The sequence below is a fragment of the Erythrobacter fulvus genome (genome assembly GCF_028595285.1).
In the GTDB taxonomy this organism is placed as follows: Bacteria; Pseudomonadota; Alphaproteobacteria; order Sphingomonadales; family Sphingomonadaceae; genus Erythrobacter; species Erythrobacter fulvus.
Window position 1 is genome coordinate 282,185 of the sequence record NZ_JAQQXQ010000003.1, and the last position, 18,210, is coordinate 300,394.

Sequence of the window (18,210 nt, forward strand, 5' to 3'; positions counted from 1 at the left end):
GAGTTTGAACAAACTGAAAAGCGAAGCGTGACTTCGTGGCAATTTCTGTGAGGAGAGACCTATGGCCAAATCGAAAGCTGTTGCTGCCGTCCCTGCCTTGCAGGGCGAGGTTTCAGGCCGTCTGGCTGGCAAGATCGCGGTCATCACCGGCGCGGCGGGCAATCTGGGCGGGCATATCACTGCGCATTATCTTGCAGAGGGTGCAACGGTGGTGATGACGGGCCGCACGCCCGAACGCACCGAGGCTGCGGCGCAGGCGATGTTGAAGGCCACCGGGGCCGATCCCGCACGGCTGGCCACTGTGGCGCTCGACGGCGGGGACATCGCCTCGGTCCGTGCGGCTATCGACGAGGTGGTAAAGAAGTTCGGGCGGATCGACATCCTCGTGAACAATGCCGGCAGCGCCGGGCCCAAGCAGCCGATCGAGAACCTGCCGCTATCGCAGGAAGAACTCGCGGCGCTGCAAAAGCAGGGAAGCACCGACGGGGAAACCGTGGGCGACGCGCTCCGCAATATCTTCGGCGTCGCATGGAACGTCGCGCGCACAGCGGCGCCGCACATCCCCGAAGGCGGTTCGATCATCAACGTATCGACCATTTTCAGCCGCACGCCTTATTATGCGCGCGCCGCCTATGTCGTGCCCAAGGCGGCGATGAATGCGTGGAGCCGCGAATTGTCGCTGGAGCTCGGGCCGAAGGGCATTCGCGTCAATCTCGTCTATCCCGGCCCGATCGAGAGCGAGCGCATCCGCAGCGTCTTCGCCGCGATGGACAAGGCGCGCGGGGACGAGGCTGGAACAACCGCCAACCAGTTCTTCGACATGATGAGCCTCGAACGCGCGACCGGCGGGAACGAGAAGGCCAAGACCTTCCCCACGCCCACCGACATCGCCACCACCTGCGTGTTCCTCGGCTCGGACGAGAGCGCGGCCTATAACGGGCACGATTTCGAGGTCACCCACGGGATGACCGTGCGCAAGGAAGAGCGTTCGACCTACCTGGCGCGGCCGACGATGCGTTCGATGGACGGAACGGGCCTCGCTGTGCTGATCGCCGCGGGGGATGATTGGGAGGAAGCGCTGGAAATCGCGCAGGTGCAGCTCGCCTGCGGTGCCGCGGTCGTGCTCGGCCTGCCGCGCGCCGCCGACGTTGCGATCGCCGAAAAGCGCTGCAAGGCCATGGGGCTGACCGAAGGGCTAAGCATTATCCGCTTCAGCCGCAAGGACCCGGCGGCGATGGAGGCCGCGTTGGAGGACTACACCGCCAAAGGCACGCCGATCAGCGGGGCCTTGTTCCTTCCCGCTCTGGGTGCGGGCGAACTTGCAGGCGCGATTACCGCAGCCGATGACAGCGTCGTCGAGGCGCTGATGGACGCCGAACTTGCTGGTAATATGGCGCTGGCGCGCACGATGAGCCGTTACTGGAAGCGCCACGACAACCTGCTCCAGCCGCCGCGTTTCGTGTTCGTCAGCCATGCCAGCGACGGGAAGGGCGACATCTACGGCCACATCCTGCGCGCCGCGACCGAGCAGCTGATCCGCATCTGGCGCGACGAGAGCGAGATCGACACCGCCCACGGCCGCCGCCGTCAGGCCGAGTGGGGCAACCAGATCGTGCGCTTCACCAATACGGAAGGCGAGAACATCCGCTTCACCGCAGGCCATGCTGCGCGCATCCTGCTGAAGGAAAGCAAACTGGGCGAGATCACGCTCTACGTCCCCGCCAATATCGGTGAGGCGACGGGGGCGCGCAAGGCGATGCCGGGGTTCAGCGAGAACATCACCGGGCTGCATCTGGGCAAGGTTGCGCTGATCACCGGCGGTTCGGCGGGGATTGGTGGGCAGGTCGCGCGCCTGCTGGCGCTTGCTGGCGGCAAGGTGATGATGGTCGCCCGGCGCGAAAGCGAGCTGGCGGTGGCCCGTGCGCGGATCGTCTCCGAGCTGGAGGATATCGGTTTTGCGGGTGTGGAACGGCGGGTGCAGACCCTCGCCAATGTCGATGTCAGCAACTTCGAATCCCTCAAGGGCGCGGTCGATGCGACGCTGAAAGCCTTTGGGCGGATCGACTACCTCATCAACAACGCCGGGGTGGCGGGCGCGGAGGACATGGTGGTCGACATGGGGGTCGACGCCTGGAACTACACGCTCGATGCTAACCTCGTGTCGAACTATTTCCTGATGCACCATGTCGCGCCGCTGATGAAGGCGCAAGGATCGGGCTATATCCTCAACGTCTCGTCCTATTTCGGCGGGGAGAAGTATCTCGCGGTCGCCTATCCCAACCGCGCCGATTACGCCGTGTCCAAGGCCGGGCAGCGCGCGATGGTCGAGAGCATGGCGCGCTATCTGGGGCCCGAGGTGCAGTTCAACGCGATCGCGCCTGGCCCGGTCGATGGTGATCGTCTCTCAGGCACCGGCGGCAAGCCCGGCCTGTTCGAGCGGCGCGGCAAGCTGATCCTTGAAAACAAGCGATTGAACGCCGTCCACGCCGCCGCGATCAAGGCGATCCGGCGCGGGGTGCGGGTTGAGGCGGTGCTGGCGCGTCTGGCACGCAACGACACCGTCAAGATGAGCCACGACACCAACAACCCGCGCGAGCTGCGCGATCTGGCGCTGGCCTGCGCGCGCGAGGGCGACGGCACCTGCACTTGGGACCAATATCTCCTGACCCCGCCAATCGCCGCCGCGCTGGTTTCGCGCCTGCGGCAGGCGGGCCTATTCCTCGACGCGCCCGAATGGTCCGACCGTCCTGCGTCCGAAGATGGCGACTGGCTGCTGCGCGTCCCGCCCGAGGATGCGCCGTTCCTCCCTGCCGACAAGATCGCGGTCGAGGCCAAGAAGGTCGGTTCGGGTGTGCTGTCGAAGCTCTATCTCGGTAAGATGCCGACCGAACATGACGTGGCGCAGGCGACGGTGTTCTTCCTCGCCGACCGTGCGGTGTCGGGCGAGACCTTCATGCCTTCGGGTGGGCTTTCCGTGGAACGCTCCACCACCGAGCGCGAGCTGTTCGGCAGCCCCAAGCAGGAACGGCTCGACCAGATGCGGGGCAAGACGGTGTGGATCATCGGCGAACATCTCGCCGATTATCTCGCCGAAACCGCACGCGCCTTTATCGAGGATTGCCATGCGGCCAACGTGGTCGTCATCACCCGCTCTGCCGAAGCTTTCGCGGCGATCAGGGCGCAGCTTGACGAGGATGTGGCGCAGTCCCTCACCTCGCTGGTGGTCTGCACCGACATCGAGGCCGCGATGGATGATGCCCTGTCACAATGGGGCAAGCCGACGACGATCCTTTCAACGCCGATGGCCGCGTTGCCGGGCAAGTTGTTCGCCACCGACGATCCGCTTACCCCCGACGAGTTCCGCGCGGTGGTGGCCGACAACCTTACCCACCACTTCCGCGTCTCCCGGCGCGCGTCGCTCTATGACGATTGCCAGCTGGTGCTGACCAGCCCCGATGTGCCGATGGGCGATCGCAGTCCGGCCTTCGCGCTGGCGAACTTCATCAAGACGACGCTCCACGCTTTCACTGCCACGCTGGCGGTGGAGAACGAGCGGCTGGTGCATGATGTGCCGGTGAACCAGATCAACCTGACCCGGCGGGTCCAGTCGGAGGAACCGCGCGATCTCGACGAGCATCTGGAAGAGGTGCGCCGTTTTGCCCGCGCTGTGCTGCTGGTGGGCGCGCCGCTGCCCGATGCCGAGGATTCGCGTTACCGTGCGCGGATCTATCGCGGCATGTCGATGACGGTGTGATACAAGCACCGGCGTGATCCAGTACCTGCCCTTCGAAAAGCCGATCGAGGCGCTCGACAAGCATGTGGCGGAGCTTGCCGCCCATGCCGAGGGCACGGACGAGGCGCGGATGCTGCGCGAGCGAGCGGAAAAGCTGCTGGCGGACACCTATGCCCGGCTGACCCCGTGGCAGCGCACGCTCGTCGCGCGCCATCCGCAGCGGCCGCGGTTCGAGAAGCTGGTGGCGGGGCTGTTCTCCGAATTCCTTCCCGTCGCGGGCGATCGCACCTTCGGGGACGATCAGGCGATCATCGGCGGCTTTGCGCGCTTCGAAGGGCGCAAGGTGGTGGTGATCGGCCATGTGAAGGGCGAGGACACGCCGGGCCGCCTGAAGCACAATTTCGGAATGGCCCGGCCCGAAGGCTATCGCAAGGCGATCCGCCTGATGGAACTGGCCGACCGTTTCGGTCTGCCGGTGGTGACGCTGGTCGACACGCCCGGCGCCTTCCCCGGTATCGATGCTGAAGCGCGCGGACAGGCCGAAGCCATTGCCCGCTCGACCGAGGCGTGCCTGGGCCTTGGCGTCCCGCTGATCGCGGTGATCATCGGCGAAGGCGGTTCCGGCGGGGCCGTGGCGCTGGCCGCAGCGAACCGCGTGCTGATGCTGGAGCATGCGGTCTATTCGGTGATCAGCCCCGAAGGCTGCGCCTCGATCCTGTGGCGCAGCGGCGCGCAGGCCGAAGTGGCTGCCGAGGCGATGAAAGTGACGGCGGGCGACTTGCTCAAGCTCGGTGTGATCCACCGCATCGTCTACGAACCGCGCGGCGGGGCGCACCGCGATCCGGAGGAGATGGTAAAACGGCTGACGCTGGCGCTGCGGGCGGAACTCGATGGTCTGGGTGCCATGTCGCCGGCCGAACTGCGCCGCGAGCGCGAGGAGTTTTTCCTCAGGCTGGGCTAACGGCGGTGCGCGGTGCGCTCAGTCGTTATAGACGAAGATCACCTGATCCGCGTCGGTAACTCGTACCCACACCTGATAATATCCGGTTTCATGCTCGCCGCGCTTGTTGGCGACGGGACGGGGCGAGCCGATGTGCGAATCGATCCATTGCAGGCGCACATCGCCGTCGACCACGATGCGCCGCCCGCCGAGCCGCTGCATCATGGTGAACATGTTGAGATCGGAAAGCCCCTCGGTGCGGCAGCCTTTTACATTGATCTGCCCGTCGACCACATCGGCCGAACCGCAGACCTTTGCGCGTTGCAGCAGCGCGCGCAGCGCCTCGGGCTCGAAGGCGATGGTGAGCGTGCCGAGCGTGGCGTAATCCTGTCGGGAATTGACGAAGAACATCTGCTCCAGCTCGCCATGGAGGCTCTGCCCGCCGCCGCGCACGTCGAGCAGGAAGCGGCCCGGCAGTGCGTTGCCCTCACCGGCGGAAAAGGCCATCACCGTGGCCTCCCCCGGGGTGATGCAATCGCGTTGGCATTCGGGCAGCACGGCTCGCACCGCTCTTAACGCGTCGTCGGCCTCGCCCAGAGCGGCGAGGTGTTGTTCGATCTGCACGGGGCTGCCTGCCTCGCCCGGTTGGGCTGACAGAGTGGATGCCCAAAGCAGTGCGAACGACATCAGGGCCAGGCGCGGCACGCGCGTTCTCCATTCATCCGGAAAGTCCCAGGCATAGGCGCGATCAACATTCGCAACCGGCCATGAATGCACGATGAGCGCAAGGGATGGTGCCGGCTGCAGGGATCGAACCCGCGGCCCCCTGATTACAAATCAGGTGCTCTACCATCTGAGCTAAGCCGGCGTTGCTCGTCCCCCTAATCGCAAACTCTCCCGCCCTCAAGTAGCGGAGCGGTAGGGCGATCAAAACGCCCTCAAGTAGCGGAGCGGTAGGGCGATCAAAACGCGCCGAAAGTCCAGCCTTCGGTGCGGGCCACCCCGGCGGTGAGTGCAGGCGGATGCCACAGGTCACGGTCGGTATGCACGCGCCGCAGCCATGCGGCGGTCAGCAGCGCGTCGGAGGAATGATCGTCGATCGCCCCGCTGCCGGTTACCGGCGGGCTGCCCAGCGCATCGAGCGCATCGTTCAATGCCTCGTAGCTGCGGACCTTGGTAGCCGCGCCTTTCACCCCGCCGAGCCTTGCGGCCACGGAGGTGTATATCTCGGTCACGACCGATCCGGAGTCGGGCAGCGGATCAACCGGCCACACCGGCACCCGTCCGCCAAGCCGGTGGAGCATCCGCATTCCTGTCAGGCTCGATTTGCCGACCTGCGCCGCGCCGACGAGATTGAAATTGCTCACCGGCCGCACGCCCTGCCCGCGCTGCGCGGCTTCGGCCACGCGGAAGCGCCCTTCGCGGGTGGTCGCACCGGGCAGCAGAAAGCGGTCGCCTTCTATGCCCTTGCCGTGGCGGAAATAGCGCGAGGCCTGTTGATGGGTCACGAACCCGCCTGCCTCCAGATACGGATCGTCGGCGCATAGTGCGTCGATCAGCGCCCACAGCCCGTGCGCGTCTGGTGGCGAGGCGTCCCACCCCGGGAAGAACGCGCTCGCATCGGCAAAGGGCAGGCCGATGCCAAGATCGAGCCCAACCAGCGTCGCCCCCGGCAGGTCCAGCAGCAAGGCCAGCACTTCGCTGCGCGCCCAGCCGCGCGGATCGGGCGGAGCGACCAGGACCGGAGGCCCGCCAGCGGCCAGCGCCACAGCCAGCGCAATGCCCTTCTGCCGCGCGCCCTTTGCGCCAGACCAGTCGACGGCAAGAAAGTGCGAAAAGCGGGTCACCCCTGCCGCTCGCTCCGCAGCTTGGCCCAGTAATCGAGGCGCTTTCTCACCTCGCGCTCGAACCCGCGTTCGACCGGTGAATAGAAGATCTGCGGCTCCATTTCCTCGGGCCAGTAATTGTCGCCGGAGAAACCTTCGGGCGCGTCGTGATCGTAGGTATAGCCCTTGCCGTAACCCAGGCTCTCCATCAGGCCTGTCGCCGGATTGACGATGTTCATCGGCGGCATCAGGCTTCCGGTCTCTTTCGCGCTCTTCCAGGCGGCTTTCTGCGCCAGATAAGCGGCATTCGATTTGGGCGCTGTGGCAAGGTAGAGGCAGGCCTGCACCAGCGCGAGTTCACCCTCTGGACTGCCGAGGAAGCGGTAGGCCTCCATCGCCGCCATGCATTGCGGCAGGGCGTGCGGATCGGCGAGGCCGATGTCCTCCACCGCCATGCGCACCAGTCGCCGAGCAAGAAACAGCGGCTCCTCGCCTGCCACCAGCATCCGCGCGAGGTAATAGAGTGCGGCTTGCGGATCGCTTCCGCGCACGGCTTTGTGCAGCGCGCTGATGAGGTTGTAATGCCCGTCGCGGTCCTTGTCGTAGACAGCCACGCGCCGTTGCAGGAACTGGCCCAGACCCGCCGGATCGAGCGGCTCTGACAGGTTCGCATTGTAGAGCGTTTCTGCCTGACCCAGCAGAAACCGCCCGTCGCCGTCGGCACTGGCGATCAGCGCTGCGCGGGCCTCGGGGGTCAGGGGAAGGGGGCCTTCCAGCGCTTCGGCCTTGTCGAGCAGCGCCGAAAGGGCCGCCTCGTCCAGCCGGTTCAGCACCAGCACCTGCGCGCGGCTGAGCAGCGCGGCATTGAGAGAGAAGCTCGGGTTTTCGGTTGTTGCGCCGACCAACGTCACCACGCCGCGTTCGACATAGGGCAGGAAACCGTCCTGCTGGGCGCGGTTGAAACGGTGGATCTCGTCCACGAACAGCAACGTCTTGCGGCCCGCGCTGGCCATCTTCTCGGCCTCCGCAAAGGCCTGCTTCAGGTCGGCGACGCCTGAGAAAACAGCGCTGATGGCGGCATAGCGCATCCCCACCGCATCTGCGAGCAGGCGGGCAATGCTGGTCTTGCCGGTGCCGGGCGGCCCCCACAGAATCATGCTGGAAAGGCGACCCGCCGCCACCATCCGCCCGATCGCGCCTTCGGGGCCGGTCAGGTGTTCCTGCCCCACCACATCGGCAAGGCTCTGCGGTCGCAGCCGGTCGGCCAGCGGCGCGTCGGCGGGCGGCGCTGTGTCCTTGCGCGTGGCTTCGGGCGTGTCGTCGGCGAACAGGTCGGTCATTCGTCGGGCGTGATACGCCGATCGTCGGAAAAAGGAACCTGGGAGAGGTGCGTCTCTTGTTTCGATAGGTCTAAGATATATCTTGAGCGTATCGAAATGCACGGAGGATGCGAGAAATGAGCTGGAACAAATATGGTCGCAGCGGCGGCTGGGACAAACTGGGTGAGGCAATCGCGATGATGGCGATGAATAACGCCACGATGGGCGGCCCCGGCATGAAGATGCGCTGGCGCTGGGATAGCGAGGAAAGCGAAGGCGAAGGTGAAGATGGTCGCCATCGCCGCCGCGAACGCCGGGGACGGATGTTCGGTCAGGGCGAGCTGCGCCTTGCACTGCTGGCGTTGATCGCAGAACAGCCCGCGCACGGCTATGAGCTGATCAAGCAGATCGAGGAAATGACCGGCGGTGGCTATGCGCCCAGCCCGGGCGCGGTCTATCCGACGCTCCAGATGCTGGCCGACGAGGGCCAGATCGAGGAGGCAGAGGCCGAAGGCGCGAAAAAGCCCTTTGCCGCGACCGATGCCGGACGCGCTGAACTGGAGGATCGCAAGGACGAGGTGGAGGAACTGATGCGCCGCCTCGGCCGCCACGCCACCCGTGCTGAACGGATGCGCTCGCCCGATCTGTTCCGTGCCATGGGCAATCTCGGCATTGTGCTCAAGAACCGCGCCCGTTCGGGCAAGCTGGACGAGCGGACGATCAACGAGATCGTCGACATGATCGACGAAATGGCCAAGCGCATCGAACGGCTGTGATGCAGCGCCGCGATTGCGGCTAAGGCACAATGGGCCTAATCTCTCCTCCGTCCGGCCTGCGCCGGGTGGGGGAGGGAGAGCCCATGAACAAGATCAGCGCAACGCGCGCCAAGGCACCGTGGCACCTCTGGGTGCTGGGCATCCTCAGTCTGCTGTGGTTTGCAGGCGGGGCGAATGATTACGTGATGACGAAGACGCAGAACGCCGCCTATCTCGGCATGGCGGCGGACAGCATGGGCGTGAGCGTCGAAACCATTCTCGCCTATTTCAATTCCTATCCGCTCTGGGCGACGGTGTGTTGGGCGCTCGGCGTATGGGGCGCGGTGGCCGGGGCGATCCTGCTGCTGTTGCGCAGCCGTTTCGCCTTTCATGCGCTGGTCGCATCACTGGTCGGGCTGGCCGGATCGACCGCCTATACCTTCATTTCCGACATCCCGCCCGAATTTGCCACCACCGGGCAGCTGGTGTTCAGCATGGTGATCTGGTTGTCGGTCATCGGCATGGCGTTTTATGCGCGGGCGATGACGCGGGCAGGGGTGTTGCGATAAGCCGTGCTAGGCAGCGGCGCGCTCGCGCTGCTGCAGGTCGCGGCGTGCTTCGACCAGCCGGACATAGGTATCGGCAACTACCTGATTGATCGCTTCCCAGCCATATTCGCACGCGCGCGTTTCTCCCGCCGCCCCATGCGCCGCGCGCAAGGCAGGATCGGTGCAATAGGGCGCCAGCGCTTCGGCAAAGGCGACCGCGTCGGCTTCCTTCGATGAAGGCACCACAAGCCGTCCCGTTACGCCCTCTGCAACCAGACTGGCGCTGCCGGTCGCGCCGGCGGCGACCACCGGCAGCCCACTCGCCATGGCTTCGAGAGTGACGTTCCCGAATGTTTCGGTGACGGACGGATTGAAGAAGATGTCACCGCTTGCCAGGGCCTGTCCCAGCGCTTCACCGGTCTTGAAGCCGGCAAAGATTCCGCCCGGCAGGTTCGCTTCGAACCACCCGCGCGCAGGGCCGTCGCCGATCACCAGAACCTTGTGCGGCACTTGCTTGCGGCGCAGCTGGACGATGGTTTCGGCGAACACGTCGAGCCCTTTTTCCATCACCAGCCGCCCAAGGAAGACGATCGCCACGTCATCGTCGGCAAGGCCCAATTCGCGCCGCCATTCGGGATCGCGGCGGGCTGAGGAAAAGATGGTGCGATCGACTCCCCGGCTCCACAGCCCGATATCGTCGTGCATCTCCATCGCCAGCAGCTCGTCGATCATGCTTTGCGAAGGGGCGACCAGCGCGTCGCAGCGGTTGTAGAAACGCCGAAGCAGACGGATGATCAACGGTTCGAGGAACGCCATCTTGTAATAGCGCGGATAGGTTTCGAAACGGGTGTGGACCGAGGCCAGCACCGGAATGTCGTGATCCTGCGCCCAGCGCAGCGCGGCATGCCCCGACGGATCGGGCGAGGACAGATGCACGATGTTCGGCTGGAACTTTTCCAGATCGCGTTTCACCGTCGCGCCCAGACCGGTCGGCAGGCGGTATTCGCCGCGGCCCTTCACGGGCATCGGCACATTGGGCAGGCCGACGAGGTCGCCGGTCGGCGGGAAATCGGGATTGGCGACCTTGGGCGAATAGACGCGCACCGCCGCGCCCTTGGCAAGCAAGGAGCCGACGAGCCGGTTCAGAGCCTGATTGGCCCCGTCGCGGGTGTAGTTGTAGTTGCCGCTGAACAGGGCGATGCGAAGGTCACTGGTCTGCATGGAGCCGCCTGATTAGTGACATTCGCGCCGCTTGGCGAGGGGTTGGACGACGCAAATTGATCTGTTCCCCGGGGCATCCGGTCGCATCCGCGTTATTTCGCGTTGACTCTTTCCCGCGCAACTCTAGTGCGGCCAGCGGGCCACGCGGTCCCAACGCCGCGCGAGCTCTCTGCAAGGAGAGAATACATGACTGACTACGTTCGCGGGCTCCAGCACGAGCCTACGCTGAAGCCTGAGCGCCCCTTTTTCTCGTCGGGGCCCACGGCAAAATTCCCCGGCTGGTCGCTGGACAAGCTCAAAACCGAATCGCTCGGCCGTTCGCACCGTTCGGCGCTGGGCAAGGCACGGCTGAAATATGCCATCGACCTGTCGCGCGAACTGCTCGGCATCCCTGACGACTACCTTGTGGGCATCATGCCTGCATCGGACACCGGCGCGATAGAGGCGGCGATGTGGTCGATGCTCGATCCCGCGCGCCCGGTGACGGTCGCGGCGTGGGAAAGCTTCGGCAATGTCTGGATCCAGGACGCGGTCAAGCAGCTCAAGCTGCCCAACCTTCAGGTGATGACCGCCGATTACGGCGAGATCCCCGATCTCACCACCATCCCGCAGCGCAACGATGTGGTGTTCACGTGGAACGGCACCACCAGCGGCGCTATGATCCCGAACACCGACTGGCTGGAACCGGGCCGCGAAGGCATCACCATCAATGATGCCACCAGCGCGATCTTTGCGCAGGAGATGGATTGGGCCAAGCTCGATGCCACCACCTATTCCTGGCAGAAGGTAATGGGCTCGGAAGCCCAGCACGGCATGCTGATCCTCAGCCCCAAGGCGGTCGAGCGGATCGAAAGCTACGATCCCGCCTGGCCGCTGCCCAAGCTGTTCCGCATGAAGAAGGGCAACAAGATAAACGCCGGCATCTTCGCGGGCGAAACGATCAACACGCCTTCGATGCTGGCGACCGAGGATTACATTGCCGCGCTCGAATGGGCGAAATCGATCGGCGGCCGCAAGGCGCTGGTCGAACGGGCCAATGCCAATTCGAAGATCGTCAAGGACTGGATCGAGGCCACCCCGTGGCTGCGCAACATGGTTGCCGACCCGGCCAAGCAGACCAATACCGGCGTGTGCATGGTGTTCCAGGGCGAATGGTACGACAGTCTGTCGGCCGACGAACAGGCCGCTGTTCCCAAGAAGATCGTCAAGCTGCTTGAGGAACGCAACATCGGTTACGACTTCAACGGCTACCGCGACGCGCCGCCGAGCTTGCGCATCTGGTGCGGTTCGACTGTCGAGCAGGAGGACATCAAGCGCCTGCTGCCGTGGATCGAATGGGCCTATGAAAAGGTCAAGAACGGATGAGGCCGTCCGAATTGCGTCGCCCCGGCCATTGTGCCGGGGCACTCTCCCCAGTTCCCATGCGCGATGATCGCGCTATCCCGGGTTCAGGCCCGGGATGACGAGTGGAAGGTATTTCCCATGACCAAGCCCAGAGTTCTCATTTCCGACAAGATGGACCCCAATGCCGCGCGCATTTTCGAAGAGCGCGGCTGCGATGTCGATGTCATCACCGGCGAAACGCCCGAACAACTGATCGCCCGCATCGGCGATTATGACGGCCTCGCCATCCGTTCGTCGACCAAGGTGACCAAGGCGGTGCTCGATGCCGCGACCAACCTGAAAGTGATCGGCCGCGCGGGTATCGGCGTCGACAACGTCGACATTCCCTATGCCAGCGCCAAGGGCGTGGTGGTGATGAACACCCCGTTCGGCAATTCGATCACCACCGCCGAACACGCGATTGCGCTGATGTTCGCGCTTGCCCGCCAGATTCCCGATGCCAATGCCCAGACCCAGGCCGGGCTGTGGCCCAAGAGCGGGTTCATGGGGGTCGAACTTACCAACAAGACCCTCGGCCTGATCGGTGCGGGCAATATCGGCTCGATCGTCGCCAGCCGGGCGCTCGGCCTGCGCATGAAGGTGATCGCCTATGATCCCTTCCTGACTGAAGATCGCGCGGTGGAGATGGGCGTCGAGAAGGTAGATCTCGACACGCTGCTTTCGCGCGCCGATTTCGTCACGCTGCACACCCCGCTGACCGACGAGACGCGCAACATCCTCAGCCGTGAACGGCTCGAAGGCGCCAAGAAGGGTATCCGCATCATCAACTGCGCCCGCGGCGGCCTGATCGACGAGGCGGCATTGAAGGACTGCCTTGAAAGCGGTCAAGTGGCGGGCGCGGCGCTCGACGTGTTCGAAACCGAACCGCCGGCCAAGGATCACCCGCTGTTCGGCGCGCCCAATTTCATCTGCACCCCGCACCTGGGCGCCTCGACCACCGAAGCGCAGGTCAACGTGGCGTTGCAGGTGGCCGAGCAGTTGGCCGATTACCTCGTCAATGGCGGCGTCACCAACGCGCTCAACGTCCCTTCGCTGAGCGCCGAGGAAGCCCCGAAGCTGCGTCCCTACATGGCGCTCGCCGAAAAGCTGGGCAGCCTTGTCGGCCAGCTCGCGCATGGCAACCTCACCCACATCAGTATCGAGCGTGAAGGCGCGGCCGCCGAACTCAACGGCAAGCCGATTACCGCCGCCGTGCTGGCGGGCTTCATGCGCCGCTATTCGGACACGGTGAACATGGTCAACGCGCCGTTCCTCGCCAAGGAGCGCGGCCTTGATGTGAGCGAAATCCGGCACGAGCGCGAGGGCGCGTTCAACACCCTGATCCGGGTCACGGTGGAAACCGCGCAGGGGCCGCGTTCGGTCGCCGGCACGCTATTCGGCAATGACGCGCCGCGTCTGGTCGAGATTTTCGGCATCGGGATTGAGGCGGAACTGGCCGGGCACATGCTCTACATCGTCAATGACGACAAGCCTGGCTTTATCGGCCGCATCGGCACGCTGCTGGGCGCGTCGGGCATCAATATCGGCACCTTCAACCTCGGTCGCCGCGAAGCGGGCGGGGAAGCGGTGCTGCTGCTGAGCCTCGACGAGGCGCTGACCCCGGAAGTCATCGCCGAGGCCGAAAAGGTCGAAGGCGTGAAGACCGTCAAGGCGCTGGCGTTCTGATCTCTCGCGGGAGGCTGGCTGCGCCAACCTCCCTGCCGAGGGGCCGGCCCGCCGGCCGGCGCGCGGTTGCGCTTGCGGACTGCTGTGCGAACCGAAGGTCGGCGTTGCTCTCTGCCTGTTTGTCTTATAGCGCACCTCACACATGACCCAGCCCAACGATCTCCTGCCCGAAGGCCTCGAGGACCGTCTGCCCGGTGCGGCGCGCCGCATTACCGATGCCATGAGCAATTGCCTGACGGTGCTGGCCGGGCACGGTTATGACCGCGTGCTTCCTCCGCTGCTTGAATTCGAAAGCTCGCTCGCCAGCCGGATGCGCGGGGTGGAGACAGGGCGCACCTTCCGCATGACCGATCCGGCGAGCCTGCGCACGCTGGCCCTGCGCAGCGATATCACGCCGCAGATCGGGCGGATCGCCTCGACCAGTCTCGCCGCAGCGCCGCGTCCGCTGCGGCTGGCCTATTGCGGGGACACGGTAACGATCAAGGCGAGCCAGCTCGATCCCGCGCGCGAGCGGTTACAGCTGGGCGGCGAGTTGATCGGGGCCGACAGCGTCGCGGCGGCAGGCGAGATCGTCGCGGTGGCGATCGAGGCGCTGGCCGACGCGGGCGTCACCGGCCTGTCGGTCGATTTTACCTTGCCCGATCTGGTCGATACGCTGGCGGAGCGCGATACATCGCTGTCGCCGGATACGATCGAAGCGATCCGCCGCGAGCTGGACACCAAGGATGCCGGCGGGCTCAAGTCGGTCGGCGGGTCGGCTTACCTGCCGCTGCTCTATGCCACCGGGCCTTTCGCGGATGCGCTGTCTAAGCTGCGGGCTTTCGATAGCGACGGCGTGCTGGCCTCGCGGCTCGACGGGCTGGAGGCGATTGCCGCGCGCATCGGCGATACCGCGCGTATCACGCTCGACCCGACGGAGCGGCACGGCTTCGAATACCAGTCGTGGTTCGGCTTCACGCTCTACGGCGAAGGCCTGCGCCACGCGCTGGGGCGCGGCGGCACCTATCGCATTGCGGGTAGCGAGGAACCGGCGACGGGCTTCACGCTCTATCTCGATCGCGTGGCGCAGGGTGCCCCCGAACCCGCTGCGGACGAAACACTCTATCTCCCGCTCGGCCATGACGCTGATGTCGCGCAGCAATATCGCTCGCAAGGGTGGCGCACCGTCGCCCAATTGTCCGAGAACGAGGACCCGGTGGCGCTCGGCTGCACGCATATCCTCGACGCAGGTGCCCCGATGGCACTGGAGCAGCGCCCATGACCGGCCCGGCAAAGCCGATCGCGCTCGATAATGATCCGCTCGCGCCCTATTTCATCGCGCCCGGCTGGCAAGTCGGCGATCTGTTGTTCCTTTCGGGGCAGGCGAGCATCGGGGCGGATGGCAGCATTGTCGGTCCGGACGATTTCGATGCCCAGCTGGCGCAGACCTTCGCCAATATCGAAAAAGTGCTGGCGGCAGGGGGCAGCGATCTTTCGCGCGTGGTCAAGGTGACGATCTATCTCACCGACATGGCGAACTTCCCGAAGATCGTTGAAGCCCGCCAGCGCTATTTCACGCCGCCCTATCCGGCCGACACGACGGTGGAAGTGCGCAGCCTCGCGCTGCCAGAACTGATGGTCGAGATCGACGTGATCGCGACCGTCTGACAGCGCGGACTAGCCGAACACCTTCTTCAGAAACGCATCGACTGCCTGCGTCTGCGCTGCACCGGCATCGGTGCCGAGTTCGCGGTTCATCCGGCCGTGATCGGTGCCGGTAATCGCCATCGCCTGCGCATCCTTGCCGGCCTTGGCGAGCGCGCCTGCCAGCGCCTCTGACTGTGCTTTGGAGCCTGCCCGCTCGGCGACATAGAGCGCCAGCCAGTGCGGGGCATCCTTGCCGCCCACGTGGCTTATCGGGGATAGCGCCTTCTGCCGCGCCGGATCGCTGCCGAACACATCCCTGTACAGCGTCGGCAGCTCCATCGTCGGGCGCGCAGCGGCTTCCGCCACGTCATAGCCCGCCCCGTCGAGCAGCACGACGCCCTTGATCGCCGTGAAGGCATCGCCGGCATATTGCGGGTCGGTCGCCACCAGCGCGGCAAGATGCGCGCCCGCGCTATGGCCCATCAGCACGATCTTTTCGGGATCGAAGCCGCCGCTCTCAGCCTGCGCACGCAGGGCGCGCAAGGCGGCGCCTATGTCGGCGGCCTGTTGTTCCACCGGGGCATCGGGCAGCACCCGGTAGCCTGCCGAGGCGAAGACATAGCCCATGTCCTTGAAGTGCTGCGGCTTGGCCTGCACCGTGGCCTTGTGATTGCCTCTCTGCCAGCCGCCGCCATGAATGAACATCACCAACGGTGTGTCGCCCACGGCATCATCGGGGGTGTAGACATCGACCTGCTGGCGCAGGTGATCGCCATAGATAACCGTGCTGGAGACCTTGCCGCTGGCATACTGGCCAGCGCGCGGGCCTGTTCCGGCTCCCATCATGGCACCGGAGCCGCGCCTTTCCTGCATCCGTTCGCGCAGCTGCGCCGCGCAGGATTCCGACAGTCCGGCATATTTCTCTCGCAGGCAGGTGCGGATCTGGCTGCGATCGGTGCCGCACAGCTTCACGATTTCCTCGCGACATTCCGCCGGAAGGCGCGCTTGCCCGCGCTGCTGGGCAAGGATCGGAGAGGCGAGAGCGGCAAGGCCGGCGGCGGCCAGCAGGGCTTTGGTGGCGGTGTTCATGCAGGTTCCTCGTCTATCCTGTTACCCTGCTTCAACGGCCAAGGCGCAACAACCCTTCGCGCGCGCTTGCCACCTTGCGCCGGACAGCCTAGTGCCCGCGCGGCTTTTCGGCATGACCTGAAGGAAACACATGGCCAACGTCACCGTGATCGGCGCCCAGTGGGGCGATGAAGGCAAGGGCAAGATTGTCGACTGGCTTGCCAGCCGCGCCGATGCCGTGGTCCGCTTTCAGGGCGGGCACAATGCCGGCCATACCCTTGTGATCGACGGCAAGACCTACAAGCTCTCGTTGCTTCCCTCGGGCATCGTCTCGGGCACGCTTTCGGTGATCGGCAATGGCGTGGTGCTCGATCCCTGGGCGCTGCGTGATGAAGTCGCAAAGGTCGAAGGGCAGGGGGTTTCGATCACCGATGAGAACCTTGCGATCGCCGATAACTGTCCGCTTATCCTGCCGCTGCACCGCGACCTAGACGGCTTGCGCGAGACTGCGGCGGGCAAGGGCAAGATCGGTACCACCGGACGCGGGATCGGCCCGGCTTACGAGGACAAGGTCGGCCGCCGCGCGATCCGGGTGTGCGACCTTGCGCATCTCGACACGCTCGAACCGCAGCTCGATCGCCTTTGCGCCCACCACGATGCGCTGCGTGCAGGGTTCGGCCAGCCCCCGGTTGATCGTGCCGCGCTGCTGGAGGAACTGCGCGAAATCGCCCCCTTCGTGCTGCGCTTTGCCCAGCCGGTGTGGAAGCGCCTCAAGAAGGTGCGCCGCGCGGGCGCCAAGATCCTGTTCGAAGGCGCGCAGGGCGTGCTGCTCGACGTCGATCACGGCACCTATCCCTTCGTCACCTCGTCCAACACGGTGAGCGGCACGGCGGCTTCGGGCAGCGGCCTCGGCCCCAATTCGACCGGCTTCGTGCTCGGCATCGTCAAGGCCTACACCACCCGCGTCGGTTCCGGCCCCTTCCCAACCGAGTTGGAGGACGACATCGGCCAGCGTCTGGGCGAGCGGGGCCATGAATTCGGCACCGTCACCGGCCGCAAGCGCCGCGTCGGCTGGTTCGATGCTGTGCTGGTGCGCCAGTCCTGTGCGATCTCTGGCGTGACCGGCATCGCGCTCACCAAGATCGATGTGCTTGACGGGCTGGAGCGGGTGAAGATCTGCACCGGCTATCGCCTGCGCGGCAAGGTCTATGACTACCTGCCCAGCCATGCCGCCGATCAGGCCGACTGCGAGCCGATCTACGAGGAAATGCCCGGCTGGAGCGAAAGCACCGCAGGCGCGCGATCCTATGCCGACCTTCCGGCGAATGCGATCAAGTACATCCAGCGGATTCAGGAGCTGATCGAATGTCCGGTGGCGCTCGTTTCGACCTCGCCAGAGCGTGACGATACGATCCTGATGCGTGATCCTTTCGTGGATTGATCGCAAACGCCGCAAGGGGTTATCCTGCGCGGTAATGAAGCGTCGTCTTTCTCTCCTGCCGCTACTGGCGCTTGCCGCCTGCTCGCAGCCGCCGCCCAAGGTAGTCGATGCGCCCTCAGTGCTCCCGCCGCTGGAGCGGGAAGCCGCACGGATTATGCCTGAGCGACGCTTCGCCCACGTCGATTATCTTCTGGTCGACAAGTCCGAACGGATGATGATCGGTTATGCCGGCGGCCAGCCCGTGAAGGTGTGGCGGGGTCTGCAATTCGGCGACCGCCCGCAGGGACACAAGCGCTTCGAAGGCGATGAACGCACGCCGGAAGGGCGCTATGTGATCGAAGGGCGCAATCCCGGCAGCGCCTATCACCTCAGCCTCAAGGTATCCTATCCCAACCGTGCCGATCGCGCCTATGCCGCGCAATTCGGGCGCTCGCCGGGGGGCGATATTTTCCTCCACGGCCAGCCCAACGCGCTGCCCTTTGGCCGGGTGCCGGGCGACTGGACCGACGGCTGCATCGCCTTTTCGAACGACGAGATCGAGGAATTGTGGCGCATCGTGCCGGACGGGACGGTGATCGAAATCAGGCCGTAAGCAGGGCAGTATCCGGCGCAACTACGCATGTTTACTTGACCTGATCCGGTTTTGTTCTATTCTCGTTCCAAC

General features: G+C 65.2%; 15 protein-coding genes and 1 tRNA gene. 10 read left to right on the plus strand and 6 right to left on the minus strand.

What is annotated here, in order from left to right; all coding sequences use genetic code 11:
* Window positions 1-61: 61 nt before the first annotated feature.
* Complete coding sequence (locus OIK40_RS05775) at window positions 62-3,754, plus strand: SDR family NAD(P)-dependent oxidoreductase (RefSeq protein ID WP_273676942.1); 3,693 nt, start codon at window positions 62-64, stop codon at window positions 3,752-3,754.
* A gap of 13 nt (window positions 3,755-3,767) precedes the next feature.
* Entirely contained in the window at window positions 3,768-4,694 is a 927-nt protein-coding gene (locus OIK40_RS05780; RefSeq protein ID WP_273676943.1) for an acetyl-CoA carboxylase carboxyltransferase subunit alpha, read from the plus strand.
* Between the two features lie 18 nt (window positions 4,695-4,712).
* Here the strand turns inward: OIK40_RS05780 and OIK40_RS05785 are convergent, their stop codons facing one another.
* From OIK40_RS05785 to OIK40_RS05800, 4 genes are all read right to left on the minus strand, one after another.
* Complete coding sequence (locus OIK40_RS05785; RefSeq protein WP_273676945.1) at window positions 4,713-5,378, minus strand: hypothetical protein; 666 nt, start codon at window positions 5,376-5,378, stop codon at window positions 4,713-4,715.
* An 87-nt stretch (window positions 5,379-5,465) separates the two neighbouring features.
* Window positions 5,466-5,541, minus strand: a tRNA-Thr gene (locus OIK40_RS05790).
* Window positions 5,542-5,635: 94 nt separating this feature from the next.
* The gene (locus tag OIK40_RS05795; protein WP_273676946.1) at window positions 5,636-6,520 is read right to left on the minus strand and encodes a hypothetical protein; all 885 of its coding nucleotides are present in this window, start codon (window positions 6,518-6,520) and stop codon (window positions 5,636-5,638) included.
* Window positions 6,517-7,839 (minus strand): replication-associated recombination protein A, encoded by a 1,323-nt coding sequence (locus tag OIK40_RS05800; protein ID WP_273676948.1) that lies wholly within the window; start codon window positions 7,837-7,839, stop codon window positions 6,517-6,519. The genes OIK40_RS05795 and OIK40_RS05800 overlap by 4 nt, the downstream gene beginning before the upstream one ends.
* A 116-nt stretch (window positions 7,840-7,955) precedes the next feature.
* On the opposite strand from OIK40_RS05800, the gene OIK40_RS05805 reads away from it, so the two are divergent.
* Window positions 7,956-8,594, plus strand: a complete 639-nt coding sequence (locus OIK40_RS05805) for a PadR family transcriptional regulator (protein ID WP_273676949.1) — start codon at window positions 7,956-7,958, stop codon at window positions 8,592-8,594.
* 83 nt (window positions 8,595-8,677) lie between these two features.
* Window positions 8,678-9,142: a hypothetical protein gene (locus OIK40_RS05810; protein ID WP_273676950.1), complete on the plus strand. Its 465-nt coding sequence runs from the start codon at window positions 8,678-8,680 to the stop codon at window positions 9,140-9,142.
* 6 nt (window positions 9,143-9,148) lie between these two features.
* Here the strand turns inward: OIK40_RS05810 and OIK40_RS05815 are convergent, their stop codons facing one another.
* On the minus strand, window positions 9,149-10,342 hold the full coding sequence (locus OIK40_RS05815) for a glycosyltransferase family 4 protein (protein WP_273676952.1): 1,194 nt from the start codon (window positions 10,340-10,342) through the stop codon (window positions 9,149-9,151).
* Between the two features lie 186 nt (window positions 10,343-10,528).
* Here OIK40_RS05815 and OIK40_RS05820 point away from each other — a divergent pair, with 186 nt between their 5' ends.
* From OIK40_RS05820 to OIK40_RS05835, 4 genes are all read left to right on the plus strand, one after another.
* On the plus strand, window positions 10,529-11,707 hold the full coding sequence (locus OIK40_RS05820; protein ID WP_273676953.1) for a phosphoserine transaminase: 1,179 nt from the start codon (window positions 10,529-10,531) through the stop codon (window positions 11,705-11,707).
* A 117-nt stretch (window positions 11,708-11,824) separates the two neighbouring features.
* A complete protein-coding gene (gene serA / locus OIK40_RS05825) occupies window positions 11,825-13,411 on the plus strand; it encodes a phosphoglycerate dehydrogenase (RefSeq protein ID WP_273676954.1) in 1,587 nt (528 codons plus the stop codon).
* A gap of 142 nt (window positions 13,412-13,553) precedes the next feature.
* Window positions 13,554-14,672, plus strand: coding sequence for an ATP phosphoribosyltransferase regulatory subunit (locus OIK40_RS05830; RefSeq protein ID WP_273676956.1), 1,119 nt, complete (start codon window positions 13,554-13,556; stop codon window positions 14,670-14,672).
* The gene (locus OIK40_RS05835; RefSeq protein WP_273676958.1) at window positions 14,669-15,058 is read left to right on the plus strand and encodes a RidA family protein; all 390 of its coding nucleotides are present in this window, start codon (window positions 14,669-14,671) and stop codon (window positions 15,056-15,058) included. The genes OIK40_RS05830 and OIK40_RS05835 overlap by 4 nt, the downstream gene beginning before the upstream one ends.
* 9 nt (window positions 15,059-15,067) lie before the next feature.
* Here the strand turns inward: OIK40_RS05835 and OIK40_RS05840 are convergent, their stop codons facing one another.
* Window positions 15,068-16,126: an alpha/beta hydrolase gene (locus OIK40_RS05840; protein ID WP_273676960.1), complete on the minus strand. Its 1,059-nt coding sequence runs from the start codon at window positions 16,124-16,126 to the stop codon at window positions 15,068-15,070.
* A 130-nt stretch (window positions 16,127-16,256) separates the two neighbouring features.
* Here OIK40_RS05840 and OIK40_RS05845 point away from each other — a divergent pair, with 130 nt between their 5' ends.
* Both OIK40_RS05845 and OIK40_RS05850 read left to right on the plus strand, forming a co-directional pair.
* Window positions 16,257-17,546 (plus strand): adenylosuccinate synthase, encoded by a 1,290-nt coding sequence (locus OIK40_RS05845; protein ID WP_273676961.1) that lies wholly within the window; start codon window positions 16,257-16,259, stop codon window positions 17,544-17,546.
* A 34-nt stretch (window positions 17,547-17,580) separates the two neighbouring features.
* Complete coding sequence (locus OIK40_RS05850; RefSeq protein WP_273676962.1) at window positions 17,581-18,138, plus strand: L,D-transpeptidase family protein; 558 nt, start codon at window positions 17,581-17,583, stop codon at window positions 18,136-18,138.
* Window positions 18,139-18,210: the final 72 nt, after the last annotated feature.

Bases quoted from the DNA above. Each gene is read 5' to 3' on its own strand.
- OIK40_RS05775 (WP_273676942.1), top strand. From the start codon at position 62: ATGGCCAAATCGAAAGCTGTTGCTGCCGTCCCTGCCTTGCAGGGCGAG.
- OIK40_RS05800 (WP_273676948.1), bottom strand. From the start codon at position 7,839: ATGACCGACCTGTTCGCCGACGACACGCCCGAAGCCACGCGCAAGGAC.
- OIK40_RS05805 (WP_273676949.1), top strand. From the start codon at position 7,956: ATGAGCTGGAACAAATATGGTCGCAGCGGCGGCTGGGACAAACTGGGT.
- OIK40_RS05810 (WP_273676950.1), top strand. From the start codon at position 8,678: ATGAACAAGATCAGCGCAACGCGCGCCAAGGCACCGTGGCACCTCTGG.
- OIK40_RS05815 (WP_273676952.1), bottom strand. From the start codon at position 10,342: ATGCAGACCAGTGACCTTCGCATCGCCCTGTTCAGCGGCAACTACAAC.
- OIK40_RS05820 (WP_273676953.1), top strand. From the start codon at position 10,529: ATGACTGACTACGTTCGCGGGCTCCAGCACGAGCCTACGCTGAAGCCT.
- serA (WP_273676954.1), top strand. From the start codon at position 11,825: ATGACCAAGCCCAGAGTTCTCATTTCCGACAAGATGGACCCCAATGCC.
- OIK40_RS05830 (WP_273676956.1), top strand. From the start codon at position 13,554: ATGACCCAGCCCAACGATCTCCTGCCCGAAGGCCTCGAGGACCGTCTG.
- OIK40_RS05835 (WP_273676958.1), top strand. From the start codon at position 14,669: ATGACCGGCCCGGCAAAGCCGATCGCGCTCGATAATGATCCGCTCGCG.
- OIK40_RS05840 (WP_273676960.1), bottom strand. From the start codon at position 16,126: ATGAACACCGCCACCAAAGCCCTGCTGGCCGCCGCCGGCCTTGCCGCT.
- OIK40_RS05845 (WP_273676961.1), top strand. From the start codon at position 16,257: ATGGCCAACGTCACCGTGATCGGCGCCCAGTGGGGCGATGAAGGCAAG.
- OIK40_RS05850 (WP_273676962.1), top strand. From the start codon at position 17,581: ATGAAGCGTCGTCTTTCTCTCCTGCCGCTACTGGCGCTTGCCGCCTGC.